Here is a 16,033-nt window from a genome sequence, read left to right as displayed (position 1 = left end):
CATTCTTCTTCTCTCATGTTGAATCTATTCTTTCTCCGTTTTTTTAAGTTCATCTATTCGTCGATGTGTCCGAAAAACGCCGTTGTTGTGAATCGAGATTCTCAAGGAAGCCAACAACGTCTTTATCCTCATTCACATAATCGAACAGGTAGATATTCATAATAATGTCGCCGTCCGCGTGCTGGATATTTCTTACATCATCTAGGAGGCTTTCGACGAGCGAATAAATCATCACAATCTCTCCATAGGAATTCTTCTACGCATACCTGGACATCTGATAAGCTTCCAACATCTCTCGAAAACGATGTGGACGCAGCGGCGCACGGAGAAGTGTTGTTCGGAGCCGGACGGACAACCTTTTCTGTCTACTATATGACGGTCAGCATGGGAATTGGTGGTGATTTTATCCATAAGAAGAAGCTTATTCATATGGCCAGTGGACGACAACACTATCATCGATTCATCCAGGCCGTCTATCCGGTGCCAGACGTGGATTTCTCGAAGGATTAGCGAACGGGATGACACTTCTTCAATTACGCGCCTCAGAGAAGTAAGCCTAATCCATCGAAGCGCTATAAACCGTACTTTCATTATGAATTCAGTTCATCAACTACTTGGTGACAGGGCTCGCGAACATCCCCCACACGATTTACTCCGAGGTCATCATCATAGGAAGTGACGTCACGGAATCTGCCGATGTTTTCTAGGAGGAGTTGATATGTCGAATCCACGAACTTGTTTATTCTGATCTTCGTTCGATGATAGACACCTTGAAGGGGCATGCGGGGGTCATCGGTGCTGCTTATCTCGATTGGTTGTAAACACGGGAACTTAGAATGTCGAAATCACCAGGTAATCAATCGTAAGCGATGTTCATATCGAATGGACTAATCGATAGTGAACCAGAGCACAAAAAAGATTGTACTCATCTCAACATTGAGATGAGTACAATCTTTTTCTATCGAATTCGACAGATTTAATTTAGAGATTCGTTAGAATCAATTATGAAATATATTTTCCCGATGCCATCTCATATAGTTTTTTTGAAACATATTCATTTTTAGATGCATGGTTTCGTTTACATTCATAAATATTTTTGACTCTTCACTTAGCGTGGACGTAATCAAAATCGTTGAATCGTCCTCAAAACTGATTAAACCCTTATCAAACAGAGCATCGTGATTCGGACAAAACAATAGGCCATTATTAACGTCTAAACGCTCTTCGCGATGTCCTCATCACTCTTTCCATGTGGTGCCCCTATGCCATGTGTATCGATGATTCTTAGACCCTCCCACGTGTAGACACGGTTGTTCCTTGTAGTCCTTTGTTTACCCACGCCGATGGCATCCTTCCCTTTCCCAGAAAGAACGGCATGAAGAGTGCTTTTTCCCGCCTTCGTCTTTCCTAAGAAGGAGATGGTGAAATAGTCGCGGCGTTCTCGATGTTCTCCAGGAAAAGCTCCGTATCACTCTCCCTCTCCTGAATAATTTCATGGATTTGGGACTGAAGGTTCTTCGATGCATCAATCAACGACCTCGTTGTGTCTGAGTCCTTCTTACTAACCTTCTTCAGATTCGAGTTGAGTTGATCGATGGCAGTACGCAGGTTATGTAGCTCTCCGATGTGCGCGTGAAGGATTGGTCTAGCGAATGCCATGTCACCAATCCCGATATTCCTACTGTGCGAGATGGCCGAGGCATATTCCTCGTTCTTCATCATCGCGTCGGATTGCTTCGTCAATCGTTCTTTTACGTCATATTTATCGATTAAACTTTTTAGTGGGAGGACATATCCCTGTTGTATCAATTCATGGTGTTTTCGTTCCAAGATCAGACTTGAAATCGCAGTCTCGTCGAACCCTCGCTCGACCTCAGATTTAATTTGATTGAATTTTCGTTCCGTGATGCCGAAAACTCTCCGAGAAATCTTGAAGAAATCGACTTCGGTCGCAGACAAAAAACCTTTATGAAGGGCTAGTGCTAGTCCGACCGACATAGCAATTTCCTTGTCTTCTGAGCTACTTTTCTCTTTAAGTCGTCAAAGTGTTTGTTCTAGCGGTTGTGCATCATCATTGTTTTCGATTACATCATTGATTCGTTGAAATTCTTCTGCAGTTATGTCACCCTCATCTTTTAGATAATCCATCAAGATTTGATTTGTCTTGATGTCAATCTTGTTATCAGTGACAATTAAATGTGCTAAAAATAATCCGATATCTATGCTAATCAAACATAATCCTCCTCAATTTCAATTAGTCTTCCAGTCAAAGGAATCGTTCTGGTGATTCACTTCTCATGTCGTCGGGACGGCGATTTGATGCTGATAATCATTAGGACGATGCCATTGATTCCTTATTCTATCTCTTCGATATCCTTTCCTCCTCATTTCTAACCTTTATTATACAGGTTAAATAAGTATAAAAATGAATTTTTTACCATTTTTTAGGTATAACTTATCCAGCATCTCTTGTTTGACCTTCCATCTAACCCCTTAAAATTTTTAACCACAATAAAAAAATGACACACCAATGAGTCGTTCCATCTATAAAATTGACTCAATACCTATATTTTCTAACATGGCAGTGTCGATTGATCGATATGAAGTTGAAAATTACAGATTAAAAATGAAGGGATGCGAAATCATGAAGGATGTTAAGCAAATCTTGGAATGGACTTATTGGAAGGCAGTCGTACGATATGGACATGTGGGAATGAGAAACGAGGTGAGCGTCGCTAGATATCCAGTGATGCCAGCTGATGCTACGACAATTGATGTAATGTCCCTCATCGAGGAAATGCCTGGGACGAAGAACAGGGCAATGGTGTCTATCCGAAAAATTGAACATCTAGAATATCTGACAGGAATCCGCTCAGAAAAAGAAGATTTTTCCTACAAAGTCTGTTCGATGGACAGAAGGCACTTTGATGGATTAATCAAAGAAGAGCCATGTATACATTTCGACGTCGAAGTGTATACATGGCTCTTCTCGTTATTCCATACTTAAAATCTTTGAAAGAAAGTAGCGTTCTGGATGATTACAATATGAGATATCCAATCCATCTCATACGAAGACATGAAAATCTAGAGAACATCTTAATGATTATTTTGCGTGTGACGAAAGATGCCAGCCCTTATGATTAATTTACTTTTAATCAACTGAAGACTTGGAAGTGAGAAGTTTATGAGGACAGACAATTTTCAAGATTCTATAATGAATCTTAGTCTTTTGATGGATTCATCGTGACTCGAATATGCTGTCCAAGAACATTTCCTTGTTCTTATAGAGCATCTCCGTCTCTGGAGAGAAGTAACCGCCTCTTCCTCGAATATTCTTAATAACGGTAGTCCGATCTAAGTTCAGTCGGAACTTTTTCAAAATGTCCTCGCGCATCATGTCGATATCAATCCCACCTCTGTCTGGTAGCAGGTCAAGAAGCAATCTTCCAATCGTCCGCTTGTCACGACCGATGTAGAATATGTCTCCACGAGCTGTCCGGATGAAACCTACACGTTTCTGCGTACGGATTAACTCCTCGAAGAAAATGTCTTCCATCCCGAGCTCGAGGATAGGCGAATCGATGTCTGCCCGGATTGACGAGAAGGTGAAATAGTCCTCTCCTGAACGAATGACGATTTCGAGCATTTGCTTGATGAGCGTCTTGATCAACCCCTTGTTCACGCCTACCTTTTTCAATCGCGCAATCGAGATGTAGGTGGATGCATCGAAGCGGAAAAGATTTTGTTTGTCCTCCATCCGCTTGACGATTCGTCTGAATGACGATGACTTGTATACGTGGGAATCCGGGACTGTGAAGAGCTCCTCCTGAGACAGAATGGACTCGAAGTAGGACTCTGCATTGCCGTGGACCGCACGTAGGATGAGGCCTCCCTGATTGATGAAGCCGACCTTTTCGAGGGCACCTCCGTTCAGATAACGGGAGCTGAACTGCTCGATGTGGGGGAATGTCTCCTCCAACTCCTCATAGGTATAGATTTCCTTCGTGAGACGTCTCGAGAACCAGGCCGCTTCTTTTTTCGTGAGGAGGGACATGCTTTCTCCCAGCGTACCGTCAGGAGAAAGGTAATCCGGAAGTTCCCGGCGGATGGACTGCCTCACCGACGCAGGCGATAGTCCGAATCGCTCCTCGATGAGCGACTGAAAGTCGCCCATCCCGATCGGGGCATGCTGTCGGATTAACTTCTTCAACCATTCGGCCTTCTCCATCGATCCGATGACAATCTCCGACTGCTTCACGACGGCGATGTTTGCCGCCTCGACATATCGACGGATGATGTATTGCAGCTCATCGGAATCATGACAATCAAGCTCCTCCATCAGCGAGGGTTCGAGCCTGAAGAGATGATTCGTCCCGTAGAACCCAGGCTCGATACGCAGCATGCCACGTAATCTTTGTAGACGTCGTTGCGTCAATCTTGAACGATCATAGTAACGGAAACGTTTTCCCGAAGACGGGATGATGGACTCCGACTGAGAGGCGATCGATGTAAGCTTCCTAGGTTCGGATTTCAGTCGCATAGCCACTCCTATCTTGTAGGTCTCTTCGACGTAATCGTCATAGACAATCTTCCATTCTTCCATCGTTCGCGCTGCTTCACCAGCATGCAGCCACAGGACGTGCTCGAAGACGTTCGCTCTCGTCACCTGCATGACCTCACCGTCACGTGTGGCGATGAGTGATAAATATTTCAAGAATGCTTGACGCTGTCGCTCGTTCAGTCTCCCGTATAGACCCTTGATGTCCTCCGTACCCGGTTGCACCCGGACGGAGAGGAAACGATGGATGGAGGCGGGTTCATCGAACACCTTCATGAAGACGTACTCGGGAATGTCGAAGCGCTCGAAACGTTGAAGATATCGTCTCGCCTCCTTCACGTGGGTGACAGGGATCCTGTTAAAAGATTGTCTCAGCCGTATTTGTATCTCCCTCGCCTCGATGCCATGTTTCTTCGAGATTTCTTGCAAGGTGAGTCCTTCCTCCAGTCTGTCACGGAGAAGCTCCGTTTCTGGTCCCATCGACGATAGTATCGTGCGTAGTGTACGTATCCGCTTCTTGTACTGACCGTCATCCGTCCGGACGATCAAATCCTCGTGACACATCTCCTCGAGTAGTTCCAAGAGCTCGGCAGCCCCTTCACCCGTCTCCTTCATCACTCCCTCCAGAGAGAACGTATCCTCGAGACGATCGTAGACCACCTCACGGAACGTACGCTCGAGTCCCTTTCTCGTGATTTTGCGTCTGACTTCCGTGATAGGCAGGGAATCCTCTTCCTCCACCTCGACGGTCGTCGCTACCATCGAGATCGCGTCCATCTTTTCTCCACCCTCGAGTTCACGATATGCATCCATGATGCGATGATAGGCATCGGGTCTTCTATCACCATCAAGAACCTTTTCGAACATCGGCAAGGTCATCCCCTCGAGGTCTGAATACTTCACCTTTGCATTCTTCAATAGATTGAGGTCGGAGAGAGTCATCCCCGTTTCGGGTAGTAGCAAGTGGTACAGCGTCTTCATCCTGCAATGATTCAGGATCTCTTCATCACTCATCACAGATTGAAGAATCAGCACTGCCCGTCGGACGGATGCTGGTACGCCAGGAAGGGATTTCCCTTCCTTGGTGAGCAGTTCTTGTATGGATATTCCTTTCATGAGAAGAGTGATTGCACTCGAGTGACTAATCTCTATGTCATATTGCTCCAAGGTGTCGAGAATACCTAAGATACTCTCTCCACTATCACTCCTCTTCAAAATCATGTTTCTTTCATCTTCATTCATGCGTCAAATCTCCCCCAATTCATTCATGCGCACGCTATAGAACGTATATATTGCAATCCTTTGAAGTATCCCCTTAACTTGTATGTATATTTCCACTCCCTATATTTTACTGTTTTTCCCACGATATTTGTAGTCAAACTCTATAGTTTGTAGAATGGAACATTTACTTTTGAGTGATTGCCATTACAGGCGTTTTAATATACAGATGAGGGATTTCATGCATAGATTTCAGTTCTGAAAATCCTCATCCGAGAAGTCTGTAGTTAACATTGATTATTGATTACGATAAGATTTCAAGAAAAATAATCAAGAGGAAAATAGACTGCTCTTTGGAATATATATTTAGTTGATTATAAAAAGAGTAGGGACTACATTGTTGATTTCAGATTGAAACATGGGATAAAATAGGAAAGTGATGTATTAAAAATAGTACATCATTTTACGGTCTTTGATAGAATTCTTTAATATCGATCCTAGGGTTAGTTCCTATTTTTTGTGGAGTAGATCTGAGAAAAAATTAACATCAAACAAAATATGATCTTCAAAAAATTGAATACGATTTAAAAAAACAAAACAATAGAACTGGAGACAATCTTCAGTCAATTCATCTTTTGCTAATGGCAAAGTAGCGACTCGAATTTTTAAGCAAAAAACTATGTGGACAACCTAGGTTTAATCAATCGGATTAAAGCGAATATCAAAGACTAAGCTAGCGGGTTAGTAATGGTGACCTGCTCCGGCGCAGCGGCTTCAAGTTGAAGGAAAATAATACTGCGACTGCTATCGCCCTAAGGCGTAGACGGGCCACCATTACATTTAAACTATTAGTTCTGGCTGAGTGCCCTCAAGGTACCAGCCAGATTTTTTTATGAAAGGGTGCTTTCTTTGTATACGATAGATTCATTCAAAACCCCGACTCATTTTTTTAAAAGTGAAAGTCTTGATTTACATCGTTTCGCTCTTTTCTTTGAAGAAAAAATTGCTAATAGAAGATATACTTATGTGAACTCAAAAGGAAAAGTCAAAAAAATTAATATAGAGCTGAGAGGAGAAAACCTACCTCATCTAATCGGATTACAATACTGGAGTAATTTACCTTCAAAACAAGCTAGCAAGCAATATAAAATGCTGCTAGACGGAACTATCGACTTTGAGTTTTTAAAAGCTTCCGACATAACAGCATTCAAAAAACATAAAGACAGATTTAAAATGCTTCCCTTTTTCTATCGTTCATTTTATAACTACGAATGCGAAATAAAACTCGTCGAAAGAAATAGTAATGTGGGCTTCGAGAGACGTAAAGTCGACATGATTTTTAGACAGAATGATTCTCCAGATGTATATTTATTAGAACTAAGATGTAAAGGAGTAGATAAATTCACTTTCGTCCCTAGTAGTATAACTGTACATAAATTCAACTCCGCGACATTGAAGGCTAAATATTTACCATTATATATTCAGGAAATGAGGGTAGATTTTCTCTAAGTCGATTTGAATTAGGCTGTACTAAAATGAAACAATCGAATACATTTTCATCATCAAAGGTTTTATTGATTTTTATTTAGAAACAGATTTGAAGGGAACTGAAAAAACAATATAAAAAAAGAAGCTGGATCTATAATGAATGAATAGAATCCGCTTCTTTTTTCGATTGATAAACAGTCTGACGAAGTTCATCTTGAGTCCTTTTAAATAAATTATCAAGGAAAGACCTTTTAGTTCATCGCCAGAGACGTCATGATAAAAGTTTCTCAGTACACTTTAATCGTCAAAGACCTCGTTTGATAATCTTTCTTCTTCACATCGATTCTCAGTGTCGTCTCCTTCTTCAGTTTTGGCAATTTGATTGAGAAGTTTTCCTTCTTATCGATGAGCGTCTTACCCAACAACTTCTTCCCGACGAATACACTGACTTCGGCCCCTGCGCTGCCCTTACCTTTCAATCCTGTACTTTTCGTCGTCACACCGGAGACGCTGAAGTAGGGGAATACTTTCAAGACTTTCGAGATGGTGACCGGTGTTTTTTGATTCAGTCGGTCGGTAGCTACGACTTGAATTTCCTTCTCCGCTACAGGAGAGGCGACCTTGAACTTGAACTGGCCCTTCGAAGAGCTCTGTCCGGTATAGGTCTTACCGTTCATCTTCACTTGGACGGTCATGCCAGGGAGCGTACTACCTTCGATATGGTCGGAAAAGTCGGTGACTTCCTTCACTATCGGAGCTTTCAACTTCTTCGTCTGCTTGATTTTGATACTTTGCGCATAATATACGCCACCCCCGCCTGCATTTGTGTAGATGAAGACCGTATCGCCGACCTTGACGAGTTCCTTTTTGTCACTCAGAGATAGGATCACTTGCTTTTCGTATGCATAGGCCGATGATGACCAACGAGTCTTCTCGTCCCATATTGACGTATGATAGAAAAGATTCGACTCCCCATAAAGAACTTGTTTATCTAGATCGTACCTGACATTCTCCAAGCCCTTCGTCGCCTTCTCCTGACTCACGACCTGTTCGAATGAATACTTGGTAGTCCCATCGGCGTTCAGTGCGCTATATTTGATCGTAAAAGGTAGCTTAGGAAAATTAGTCCATTCCCTTCCATTATAAAAATAGACTTGTTTCCCAGAAATGACGAGAGATGTTTTTTTGCCATTCAGTTCGATGACATGGTTCCCGAAGTTGGGTATCGATGGAGCAGCAAGGACATAGATGGAATTACGGCTCTTCGTAGCCATGAAGCGATCAATTTTGTCCAATGCGGAGATTTCGACAATGCTCTCCTTGTTCGATTCATCGTAGAACTTCAGCTTAGGCGGGTTCTTCGTGACTTCTTTCGGAAGATTTATCTTATACCTGCCATCAATCCCGACCCTTGACGTCCCGATTGACTTGTCTTGTGACCAGATGATCCGGGAACCCGGTTCGCTCAGTCCCGAGACGTACATATCACCTTCAAGTGACGGGTCCATCCGGACGACCGGTCCAGTGACATAATTGAGACTCAATACTTTCCATTCCGAATCACAGTCGTTAGTGTTGGTGCCCTTTAGTCTGATATATCTGATACCATCCTCCTTGAACGTGTGACCCTCTGTGTTACGGATATAGTACGGACTCGTGTTCATTCCTTCGACACCGCTGTATTCGATTACGGAGTCCTTGACCACTTTTTTGTCTTTGTCGAGGTATTCCACTTGAACCTTACGAACGGAATCGTCTATCTCGACCTGTATCTCCCTTGCCTCGTCGTCCACGTCCTGCTGTCCTGATCGAACGATCACGGGAGGACTTGCATCTATCTTATGATGACTTACCGATACCTGCTGATGCTTCTGCCATTCACCGACGGTCTTGTCGATGGAGAAGTTACCATTCCCTCTCCTGCTGAACTCTCCACGGAAGTCACCCGTCTCATCGGTTGTCAGCGACCGTCTCGAGTTCCAACCTTCGCCGTCGTAAGAGTACTCTATAGACGCATTCGGTTCGGTGTTGACGGAGATGGTCGTATCTCCACCTTCCATCGCCTTGATCCGGGTCACGATGGGTGACATTTCTTGGGTCCATTCCTTCAATACTCGTCCGTCCCTCGACAGAAGCTGGAATTGGAATCTTGTCTGTTTAGTGATATCGAATCGATACGGGTATGTCGGATTGCTCAGGGTCGTCTTTGTCCGTTCACCATCAGCACGTTCATACTCCACGATTAGATAGGATCCGGTAGGCGCATCGGATAGATATGATTTAATGTCTAATCTGATTTCGGTATCACTTTTCATGAACGACGGGCTGCATGCGCCTTCGGAAGCGTAAATCGTCTGGGAAGCGGCTAACCCGAATCCAAGCGAGAGTGCCGCCGTCAGAAACATCTTATACACCTTACTGCTTTTCACGTCATCATATCCTTTAAGTTAATTTATGTTCTCGTTGTTTGGTCAGATAATCCTTGGCTTACATGCCCGTACTTCGTCAAGGTGGTTAGTCCAATCAAAGGACTCTGATCGTCTTGTCCTTACTCTTGTTACCAGACTTGTCTTGAGCTCGGATGATCAGTAATGAACCACCTTTTTGTTTTTTTATTTTCACCTTGAAGATACCTTTTGCATCGACCTTTCCTTCGCCGATTTTTTGTGACCCGTGGAAGACGGTTATCTTGGCGTCGGATTCTGCCTTCCCATTGACGAATCCGTCAGTGCGCTTCAGCTTGCTCACACTCGTTATCATCGGAGGAGTACGATCAATCACGGTCACTTGTCGCTTAGCGCTTTGATTCCCTGAGCGGTCGACGGCGTGGACGGTCAGCTTGGTACCCGCCTTCAAGCCAATGATTTTGATGCTGTAAGCTCCTTTATTAGCAATCACGCTCCCGATGACGTTGTTTCCAACCTTGATGAAAACCTTCGCATCGACTTCGGCACGACCGCTGATTGTCGTCGATTGGTCGGATACAGGATTCATAGTCGGTACAGGTGGCGGTGTTTCATCTAGGACAAGGATTCTGTGAGGTTTCCCGACATTTCCAGACTTATCGGTAGAATGAACGAGCAGCTCAGTGCCCGACTTCTGTTTCGCTATAGCTATTCCGTATCTTCCATCCTTACCTGCTGATTTTTTTCCAATCACTTTCTTACCGACCTTGACCATGACCAACGCTCCAGGTTCAGTCACTCCGCTGACCATGGTGGAATGGTCCGAGACATCATTCACGGTCGGAGGGGATGGAGGGGTCGTATCCTTTACGATGATTTCCTTTACCTGACTGACGTTATCGGAACGATCGACAGCCATGATTTTTAGTATCGTTCCACCTTGTTGCGGGGGGATGACCACTTCGTATCCAGACTCCGATTCCACAGAAGAATAGCCGATTTCTTTATCGTCTACTTTTACATAAACAACCGACCCTGAGGAACCCCTTCCTTTAATGAGCCTGGTCCGATCCGTCACCTCGTAAAACACGCTCGGAGTCGAGGGAGGACTAGCGTCTTTGACAGTTATTGTCGTCTCCTTACTTCTATTGTTCGATTTATCCGTTGCAGTGACCGTCAACGTCGTGTCCGCATCATTTCCGTATATGGGTACTTTGAAACGTCCATCTTTCCCAACTTCCGATTCCCCCCTGATGCTCGTTTGATATTTGACAGTGATTTTAGTCCCAGGTTCTGCCTTACCGGTCACGTAAGAATACATATCCGTCACGTCATCGACCTGAGGAGCGTCGGGCGGAGTGACATCCTTCACCGTCATCCTTGTCTCCCCACTCACATTACCCTCGGCATCCATCGCCATCACGATGGCCGTCAATCCGGCTTGCTGCCTATCGACGATGAACTCGAATTCCCCAGTCCCACTCGCCGTGATCGGTCCGAAGCTTTTCGTCCCTATCTTGAGGATGACCGTCGCGTGAGGTGCTACCTTCCCGCTCACGAGAGTCGTCTGATCCGTTATGTCGTTCACCACCGGGGGAGACGATGGTGGCGTGTCCTTTTCGCCGACTCCTGATTCGTCGCTCGTATCTCTCACCTGTGTCGTTTTAGGTGTAAGATCTCTAGAATAAACACCCAGAGTGCCAACTTCTTCATTATGTGTGAAGGCGTTCGCTGGTACGGGCACGCCCGTTTGCGTCGCGCCAATCAATAGACTCGTACTGATGAATAATCGCTTGAACCTTTCCATGAATACCTCCAAGATAAATTTTCTATACGTACCGCCATTACAATAGGAAAACATCTCATGAGATGACGGTGTATTTTGGCGCAGTATCGCTAAAAACATTATCCTTCTTCGTAGACGTAATTGCACCTTAAAAATGTATTTTTTTACTTCAAATTACTTTATCTTCTATATTTTTCTTTTATCAAGAAAGAATCATATATGAAAAACTTCATTGCTTTATTCATTCGAACAATACGTTCTTATGAATACAAAAAATAACTAAAACGTATACATTTCGGCGTCGAAATGTATACGTTTTAGTTATTTTTAACAATCATTCATCCTGATTCGTCTTCGCTTTGTTGTTCAATCAAGGATGTAGGATTGAACAGGGACATCACTCATGATCCATTCCATCTCCCCCTCGATCTGATACGAGGTTCCAGCTGGAATCATGAGATGGTCTCCCTTACTCACCTCGTATCGTCCGATTTCCCCCTTCCCGGACAGTATCGTGATGGCTCGGAAACGATTTATCGCTTTTAACTCGAAGCCTAGCGATGCTCGGACATGATATACGTCGGACTCCGGGACCGCCGCCAGTCTTCTGATACACCCGCCATCCACTTAACGTATGTCTACGGGGCTCGTGAGTAACGGTCGCGACAGCGATCGCCTTTTCGAGGTGAAGTTCACGTTGTTTTCCTGTCGCGTCCTCTCGTTCGAAGTCATACAACCGATAGGTCGTGTCAGAGGACTATTGCGTCCACTTGGCCCACATCTCTTCCTTCGCGCGAGCAGTATGATCAATGAGCTCTGACCCTTCATCTGCCTCTAATCCGTACCATCACTCCGTCTTGCCGTATGCTACCCCCTTTAGTTCCCGAGCCTGCAAATCGTCAGGATGGACCTGGACGGAGAGGTCATCGGCCGCATCAGTTCGTCCACAGGGATGGCGACGCTCCCTCCGAACACCTTGTGCGTTTCCGATACTAGTGATGCCCATCGGTAGTTTCCTTTCAAAGTCTGTAAGTCAATCTTTCCTTCGCCGAAGAAAATCAACGAGAAGGATACATCTTTCTTCCGCACGCCGTTCGCATCTAGTACGAGATTTGCTCCGGACACGAAAGTCCTGTCGAGGAATGTCGCGAAGGCTCCACCTAATCCGCCCGCAGCACCACTACCTGGTACGCATTGAAGATTGAGTGCTTTATCTGCAAGGATGACTGTCGCCATGCGACGCAACCCATCATCAAGGAAGCGGACCTCCTCGATGCGCCCCCCTTTCTGTGGACCGTATGCATGGGCTGCCCCCTCCTCACCGAAGAACAGGTTCTCCACATCACAGATGATGGTGAACGAACAGCCATCGAGCGAATTATGCTTCCTTGTAGATTCGATGGATTGAATCCGTACATCGCCGTCTTCGGAGACCTAGGGAATCAAGGATCGTATGCTCGTATAGTTCTAGATTGAAGACATGTCGCAGGGCCACAATCGTCCCATCATAACACTTATGATTGAAACATCATTTATTATTTAGTATATCTTTGAGCATCTTCTCTATGACGTAAAATTTTTGTTCTCTAGCAACAGAAAGCTCATTCTCGATTATCTCTTCTACTCCTGTTACAGTATCGTTCATCTCTCTCAGAAAGTCCCTGTTCTGAGTTTTCCAAATCGCATCTTGAATATCGTCTTGAGATACGCCTCCGAATTCTGAAATGCCCAAGGCATTAAAATAAAAATCTATCGTTCCTATACAACCGATTTCATAAAAATGATAGAGTAACGGTCTTCCTTGAAATTGCTGTTCGAATGTCCCTTTGAATTTCTTCTCGATAATCCTCATGGTTTTATACCGATTATTGATACCAAGTGACACTATAGGGTTAATGTCATTTTCTTCATTAATTTTTAAAACTAGTGGATCAAACGTAGGACTTAGTGTCATCGCAACTAAATTCAGCTCATCGGATGATGTACACGCCATGTCATATTCTTTTCTTTTAAAAGCAATAGGAATAGATGAGAGTAAACGGCTATAGGTAGTAGCGAGGTTTCCATTACCTGTTGCAAAAATATAATAATATGGACTAACAAAACCGTCTTTTAGAAGTAAGGATGATAACTGTCGATCATAAGTTTTGATGTTCTGCAAACACCAATCTAAAAATGAAGTTATCATTTGTGGAGATCCATACATCAAAACGTAATAAAAAAGGTATTTGGAATCATCGATTTCATGGAAGATACCTACTCCAAAATCGAGCAATGAGAACAACAGCTTAGTGTCACCAGCATAGACGATTTTTTTTAAGACCTTATTATCGATATCTAGATAAGGACCACCCCAAAAATTCGAAGCTTTAAAATGATTATAAAGTGAGTAGAATATTTTATCGCCTGGATGAACAAAAATCGATTCATCAATCTTCAACATTCCCATATCAGTCTTTCGACTAGACAAAATACTATTAACTTCAAACAAGGTATTCTCGCTGATGATTGGATTGATTGGACTACGCACTAAATTTAGTTTCTCGAGAATCCTCATTTTTGGTGAATTATACTTTTTGTCAAACTCTTTCTTCAAATGGTTCATTTTTATTTTGTCAGCACTTGATTCTATAGAGGACCAATCCTCTATCATGAATTCATTTTTCCCACACCAATAATGGATTTCGATGAACCTATCGTTAAGTACGTTCTTCTGAAGCACCATTATTTTAGTGTCTAACAAGTACCCCTTATGTAATGCATTCACCTTTATGAATTCTGAGTACATATCATTCCATTTGGACTTTTCTTCATTCATCAATTCACTGATGATTGTATTTACATGTAACATTTCTTTATGATCTAAATGAAAAGAAAAAGCATCCCAGCATCCGTTTTGATAGAAAGATTTATTTAAGTCATTTAATACATCTGACATTTCACCATATTCTTTTAGAAAGCACGTTTGTAATTCTAAATACTTTAAGAGTACTTTTTGTTTAATCTCAATCGCTTGCATTTCGTCTAAGTCATCGAAAACGGGCACATGATTCATCACTGAAATAAAATTCCTAAAAAGATTTATATCATGACTTAAATCATGATTCCCAGGTACAGTTAAAAAACTAGTTAATTTTTTAAAAAATTCCATGGATTTCTTCTCTGTCAGGCCAAGAGATACTCCAAAGTCATTTTTCACTTCTGTTATTTGATAACCAATTTGCCGTAATTCTTTTTGGACGGAAAGCAAAAGTCCCGTAATCGTCGAAAGGTACAGATGATGGACCCTTGGTCGGTAGTTCTCACTGTGCATTGTAAACAAGTCAGAATTTTGAAGTATGTACCATGAATGATACAGATTAAGAAGTTCTTTCTCAAAGAGTGCGGTTTCTTTACTAATCATATATTCATATGCACCACTAACCGCTAGAGATGCTGGTATTCCCCCTAAAAATGTAGCGGTTAGTCTCATGACCATCCGCGCAGACTTTAGGTCCTTTATTTGCTTAGCATGATTGTTGTATTCGATTATCGCTCTTCTTAAAACGTTTTGATGAAAAGAAAAATCTTCTACTAGATTCAAAAAACTCTTCTTAAGGAATAGTCTAAAATATTTTTTTACGTCATTGGACAGGCTGTATCGTCTTTTAATATAAAGTCCAGGAATTTTTCCATCCAGTTCCTCAAGCAATTTATCGTAGGTCTTAAATAATTCGTCTATTTCTTTTTCAATACCTTCAAATACTCCTCTTACCGATTCTGAAACATCGAATGCTTCGAAAAATGATCTAAAGGAAATATCATCCCCTTCTTCATATATGTCCCCCATAAAATACCGTTCGGTCGTGTCAGTGATTTTTTCCAAATATATATCTGTTGGTTTATATGAAAACGATTCTACGGAGATGGCGTGAAGAAGTCTTTTGCCCGACTCGCCAAATTCTTCATCGAACTCCTCCATCAATGTTATGTTCTCTTCGATTATTTCTGCATTCGTTTTGTTCAATATTACTGTCAAGTCTTGATTCATATCTTTGTGTAATCCAGCCATGTTCTCCCTACCTTCAAAGAATATCAATAATATCTGCTAATGGATTCATTACGACTTCACTATCAATCAAGGAGTCTGATAATGAGGAAAGATCGTATGAACTAAAATCTAAATCGTAAGATACATCACCTAAGTCATTTAAAAATACAGTATTACTAATCGAACCGCTAGAATCATAGAATTGAAATTGATTATCAGATACACTATTAATTTGTTTAGTCTCTTTAAAGTTTACATCATATATATTCAGCGAACCGTTTTGATCAAATTGCATATAGTTCAATATCTGAGCGTCTTTACCAATAACAGCAAATTGTCCACCCATTGGTATGATTGACTCAACGTTGTCCATTCCGGCAATACGTCGCAACTTTTCATCACCTTCGCTCTTGAAAAGAGAGTCTCTTAAAGTAGTCATGGTTTCACTCCAATCAATAGTCGCACTTTTATAAAAATGTTAGGAAAACACCTACATTTTTCATTCGAAAATTCTCATGGTTGATATGCTTACTACTATTTTATGGTCA

The 16,033-nt window shown here is 42.6% G+C and carries 12 protein-coding genes and 2 pseudogenes; 3 read left to right on the top strand and 11 right to left on the bottom strand.

Annotated features, from left to right (window positions below; all coding sequences use genetic code 11):
- Positions 1-291: 291 nt before the first annotated feature.
- Positions 292-510: pseudogene (locus tag ACN9MT_RS15865) on the top strand (ROK family protein); the annotation flags it as partial.
- Positions 511-998: 488 nt separating this feature from the next.
- Here ACN9MT_RS15865 and ACN9MT_RS15860 read toward each other — a convergent pair.
- Genes ACN9MT_RS15860 through ACN9MT_RS15845 form a run of 4 tightly spaced genes read right to left on the bottom strand, consistent with a single transcriptional unit; the run spans position 999 to position 2,232 of the window.
- Positions 999-1,196: a hypothetical protein gene (locus tag ACN9MT_RS15860; RefSeq protein WP_426273747.1), complete on the bottom strand. Its 198-nt coding sequence runs from the start codon at positions 1,194-1,196 to the stop codon at positions 999-1,001.
- A gap of 17 nt (positions 1,197-1,213) precedes the next feature.
- On the bottom strand, positions 1,214-1,420 hold the full coding sequence (locus tag ACN9MT_RS15855; protein ID WP_426273821.1) for a GTPase: 207 nt from the start codon (positions 1,418-1,420) through the stop codon (positions 1,214-1,216).
- Positions 1,408-1,998: a hypothetical protein gene (locus ACN9MT_RS15850; RefSeq protein ID WP_426273745.1), complete on the bottom strand. Its 591-nt coding sequence runs from the start codon at positions 1,996-1,998 to the stop codon at positions 1,408-1,410. Before ACN9MT_RS15850 ends, ACN9MT_RS15855 begins: the two co-directional genes overlap by 13 nt.
- Before the next feature lie 42 nt (positions 1,999-2,040).
- Positions 2,041-2,232: a hypothetical protein gene (locus tag ACN9MT_RS15845; protein WP_426273743.1), complete on the bottom strand. Its 192-nt coding sequence runs from the start codon at positions 2,230-2,232 to the stop codon at positions 2,041-2,043.
- 412 nt (positions 2,233-2,644) lie between these two features.
- Between ACN9MT_RS15845 and ACN9MT_RS15840 the strand changes: the two genes are divergently transcribed.
- Positions 2,645-3,007 (top strand): hypothetical protein, encoded by a 363-nt coding sequence (locus ACN9MT_RS15840; RefSeq protein WP_426273742.1) that lies wholly within the window; start codon positions 2,645-2,647, stop codon positions 3,005-3,007.
- Positions 3,008-3,238: 231 nt separating this feature from the next.
- Here ACN9MT_RS15840 and ACN9MT_RS15835 read toward each other — a convergent pair whose 3' ends face one another.
- Positions 3,239-5,800, bottom strand: coding sequence for a hypothetical protein (locus tag ACN9MT_RS15835; protein ID WP_426273740.1), 2,562 nt, complete (start codon positions 5,798-5,800; stop codon positions 3,239-3,241).
- Between the two features lie 885 nt (positions 5,801-6,685).
- On the opposite strand from ACN9MT_RS15835, the gene ACN9MT_RS15830 reads away from it, so the two are divergent.
- Positions 6,686-7,285: a PBECR4 domain-containing protein gene (locus ACN9MT_RS15830; protein ID WP_426273738.1), complete on the top strand. Its 600-nt coding sequence runs from the start codon at positions 6,686-6,688 to the stop codon at positions 7,283-7,285.
- 266 nt (positions 7,286-7,551) lie between these two features.
- On the opposite strand, the gene ACN9MT_RS15825 is transcribed toward ACN9MT_RS15830, so the two are convergent.
- The 6 genes and pseudogenes from ACN9MT_RS15825 to ACN9MT_RS15800 form a co-directional block, all read right to left on the bottom strand.
- Entirely contained in the window at positions 7,552-9,693 is a 2,142-nt protein-coding gene (locus ACN9MT_RS15825; protein ID WP_426273736.1) for a hypothetical protein, read from the bottom strand.
- A gap of 94 nt (positions 9,694-9,787) precedes the next feature.
- Positions 9,788-11,476, bottom strand: coding sequence for an Ig-like domain-containing protein (locus ACN9MT_RS15820; RefSeq protein WP_426273734.1), 1,689 nt, complete (start codon positions 11,474-11,476; stop codon positions 9,788-9,790).
- Positions 11,477-12,110: 634 nt separating this feature from the next.
- A pseudogene (locus ACN9MT_RS15815) lies at positions 12,111-12,392 on the bottom strand (mannose-6-phosphate isomerase); the annotation flags it as partial.
- Positions 12,332-12,856 (bottom strand): glycerate kinase, encoded by a 525-nt coding sequence (locus ACN9MT_RS15810; RefSeq protein WP_426273818.1) that lies wholly within the window; start codon positions 12,854-12,856, stop codon positions 12,332-12,334. The pseudogene ACN9MT_RS15815 and the gene ACN9MT_RS15810, both read right to left, overlap by 61 nt.
- Before the next feature lie 127 nt (positions 12,857-12,983).
- Positions 12,984-15,506: a hypothetical protein gene (locus tag ACN9MT_RS15805; RefSeq protein ID WP_426273732.1), complete on the bottom strand. Its 2,523-nt coding sequence runs from the start codon at positions 15,504-15,506 to the stop codon at positions 12,984-12,986.
- Between the two features lie 13 nt (positions 15,507-15,519).
- Entirely contained in the window at positions 15,520-15,924 is a 405-nt protein-coding gene (locus ACN9MT_RS15800) for a hypothetical protein (protein ID WP_426273730.1), read from the bottom strand.
- Positions 15,925-16,033: the final 109 nt, after the last annotated feature.

Source organism: Exiguobacterium sp. R-17 (assembly GCF_049913315.1).
Taxonomy (GTDB): Bacteria; Bacillota; Bacilli; order Exiguobacteriales; family Exiguobacteriaceae; genus Exiguobacterium_A.
The sequence above is the reverse complement of the archived record's forward strand: the minus strand, read 5'-3'. Positions and strand labels throughout refer to the sequence as shown.

Excerpts from the sequence above, each read along its gene's own strand:
- ACN9MT_RS15850 (WP_426273745.1), bottom strand. The coding sequence starts at position 1,998 with ATGTCGGTCGGACTAGCACTAGCCCTTCATAAAGGTTTTTTGTCTGCG.
- ACN9MT_RS15840 (WP_426273742.1), top strand. The coding sequence starts at position 2,645 with ATGAAGGATGTTAAGCAAATCTTGGAATGGACTTATTGGAAGGCAGTC.
- ACN9MT_RS15835 (WP_426273740.1), bottom strand. The coding sequence starts at position 5,800 with ATGAATGAAGATGAAAGAAACATGATTTTGAAGAGGAGTGATAGTGGA.
- ACN9MT_RS15820 (WP_426273734.1), bottom strand. The coding sequence starts at position 11,476 with ATGGAAAGGTTCAAGCGATTATTCATCAGTACGAGTCTATTGATTGGC.
- ACN9MT_RS15805 (WP_426273732.1), bottom strand. The coding sequence starts at position 15,506 with ATGGCTGGATTACACAAAGATATGAATCAAGACTTGACAGTAATATTG.
- ACN9MT_RS15800 (WP_426273730.1), bottom strand. The coding sequence starts at position 15,924 with ATGACTACTTTAAGAGACTCTCTTTTCAAGAGCGAAGGTGATGAAAAG.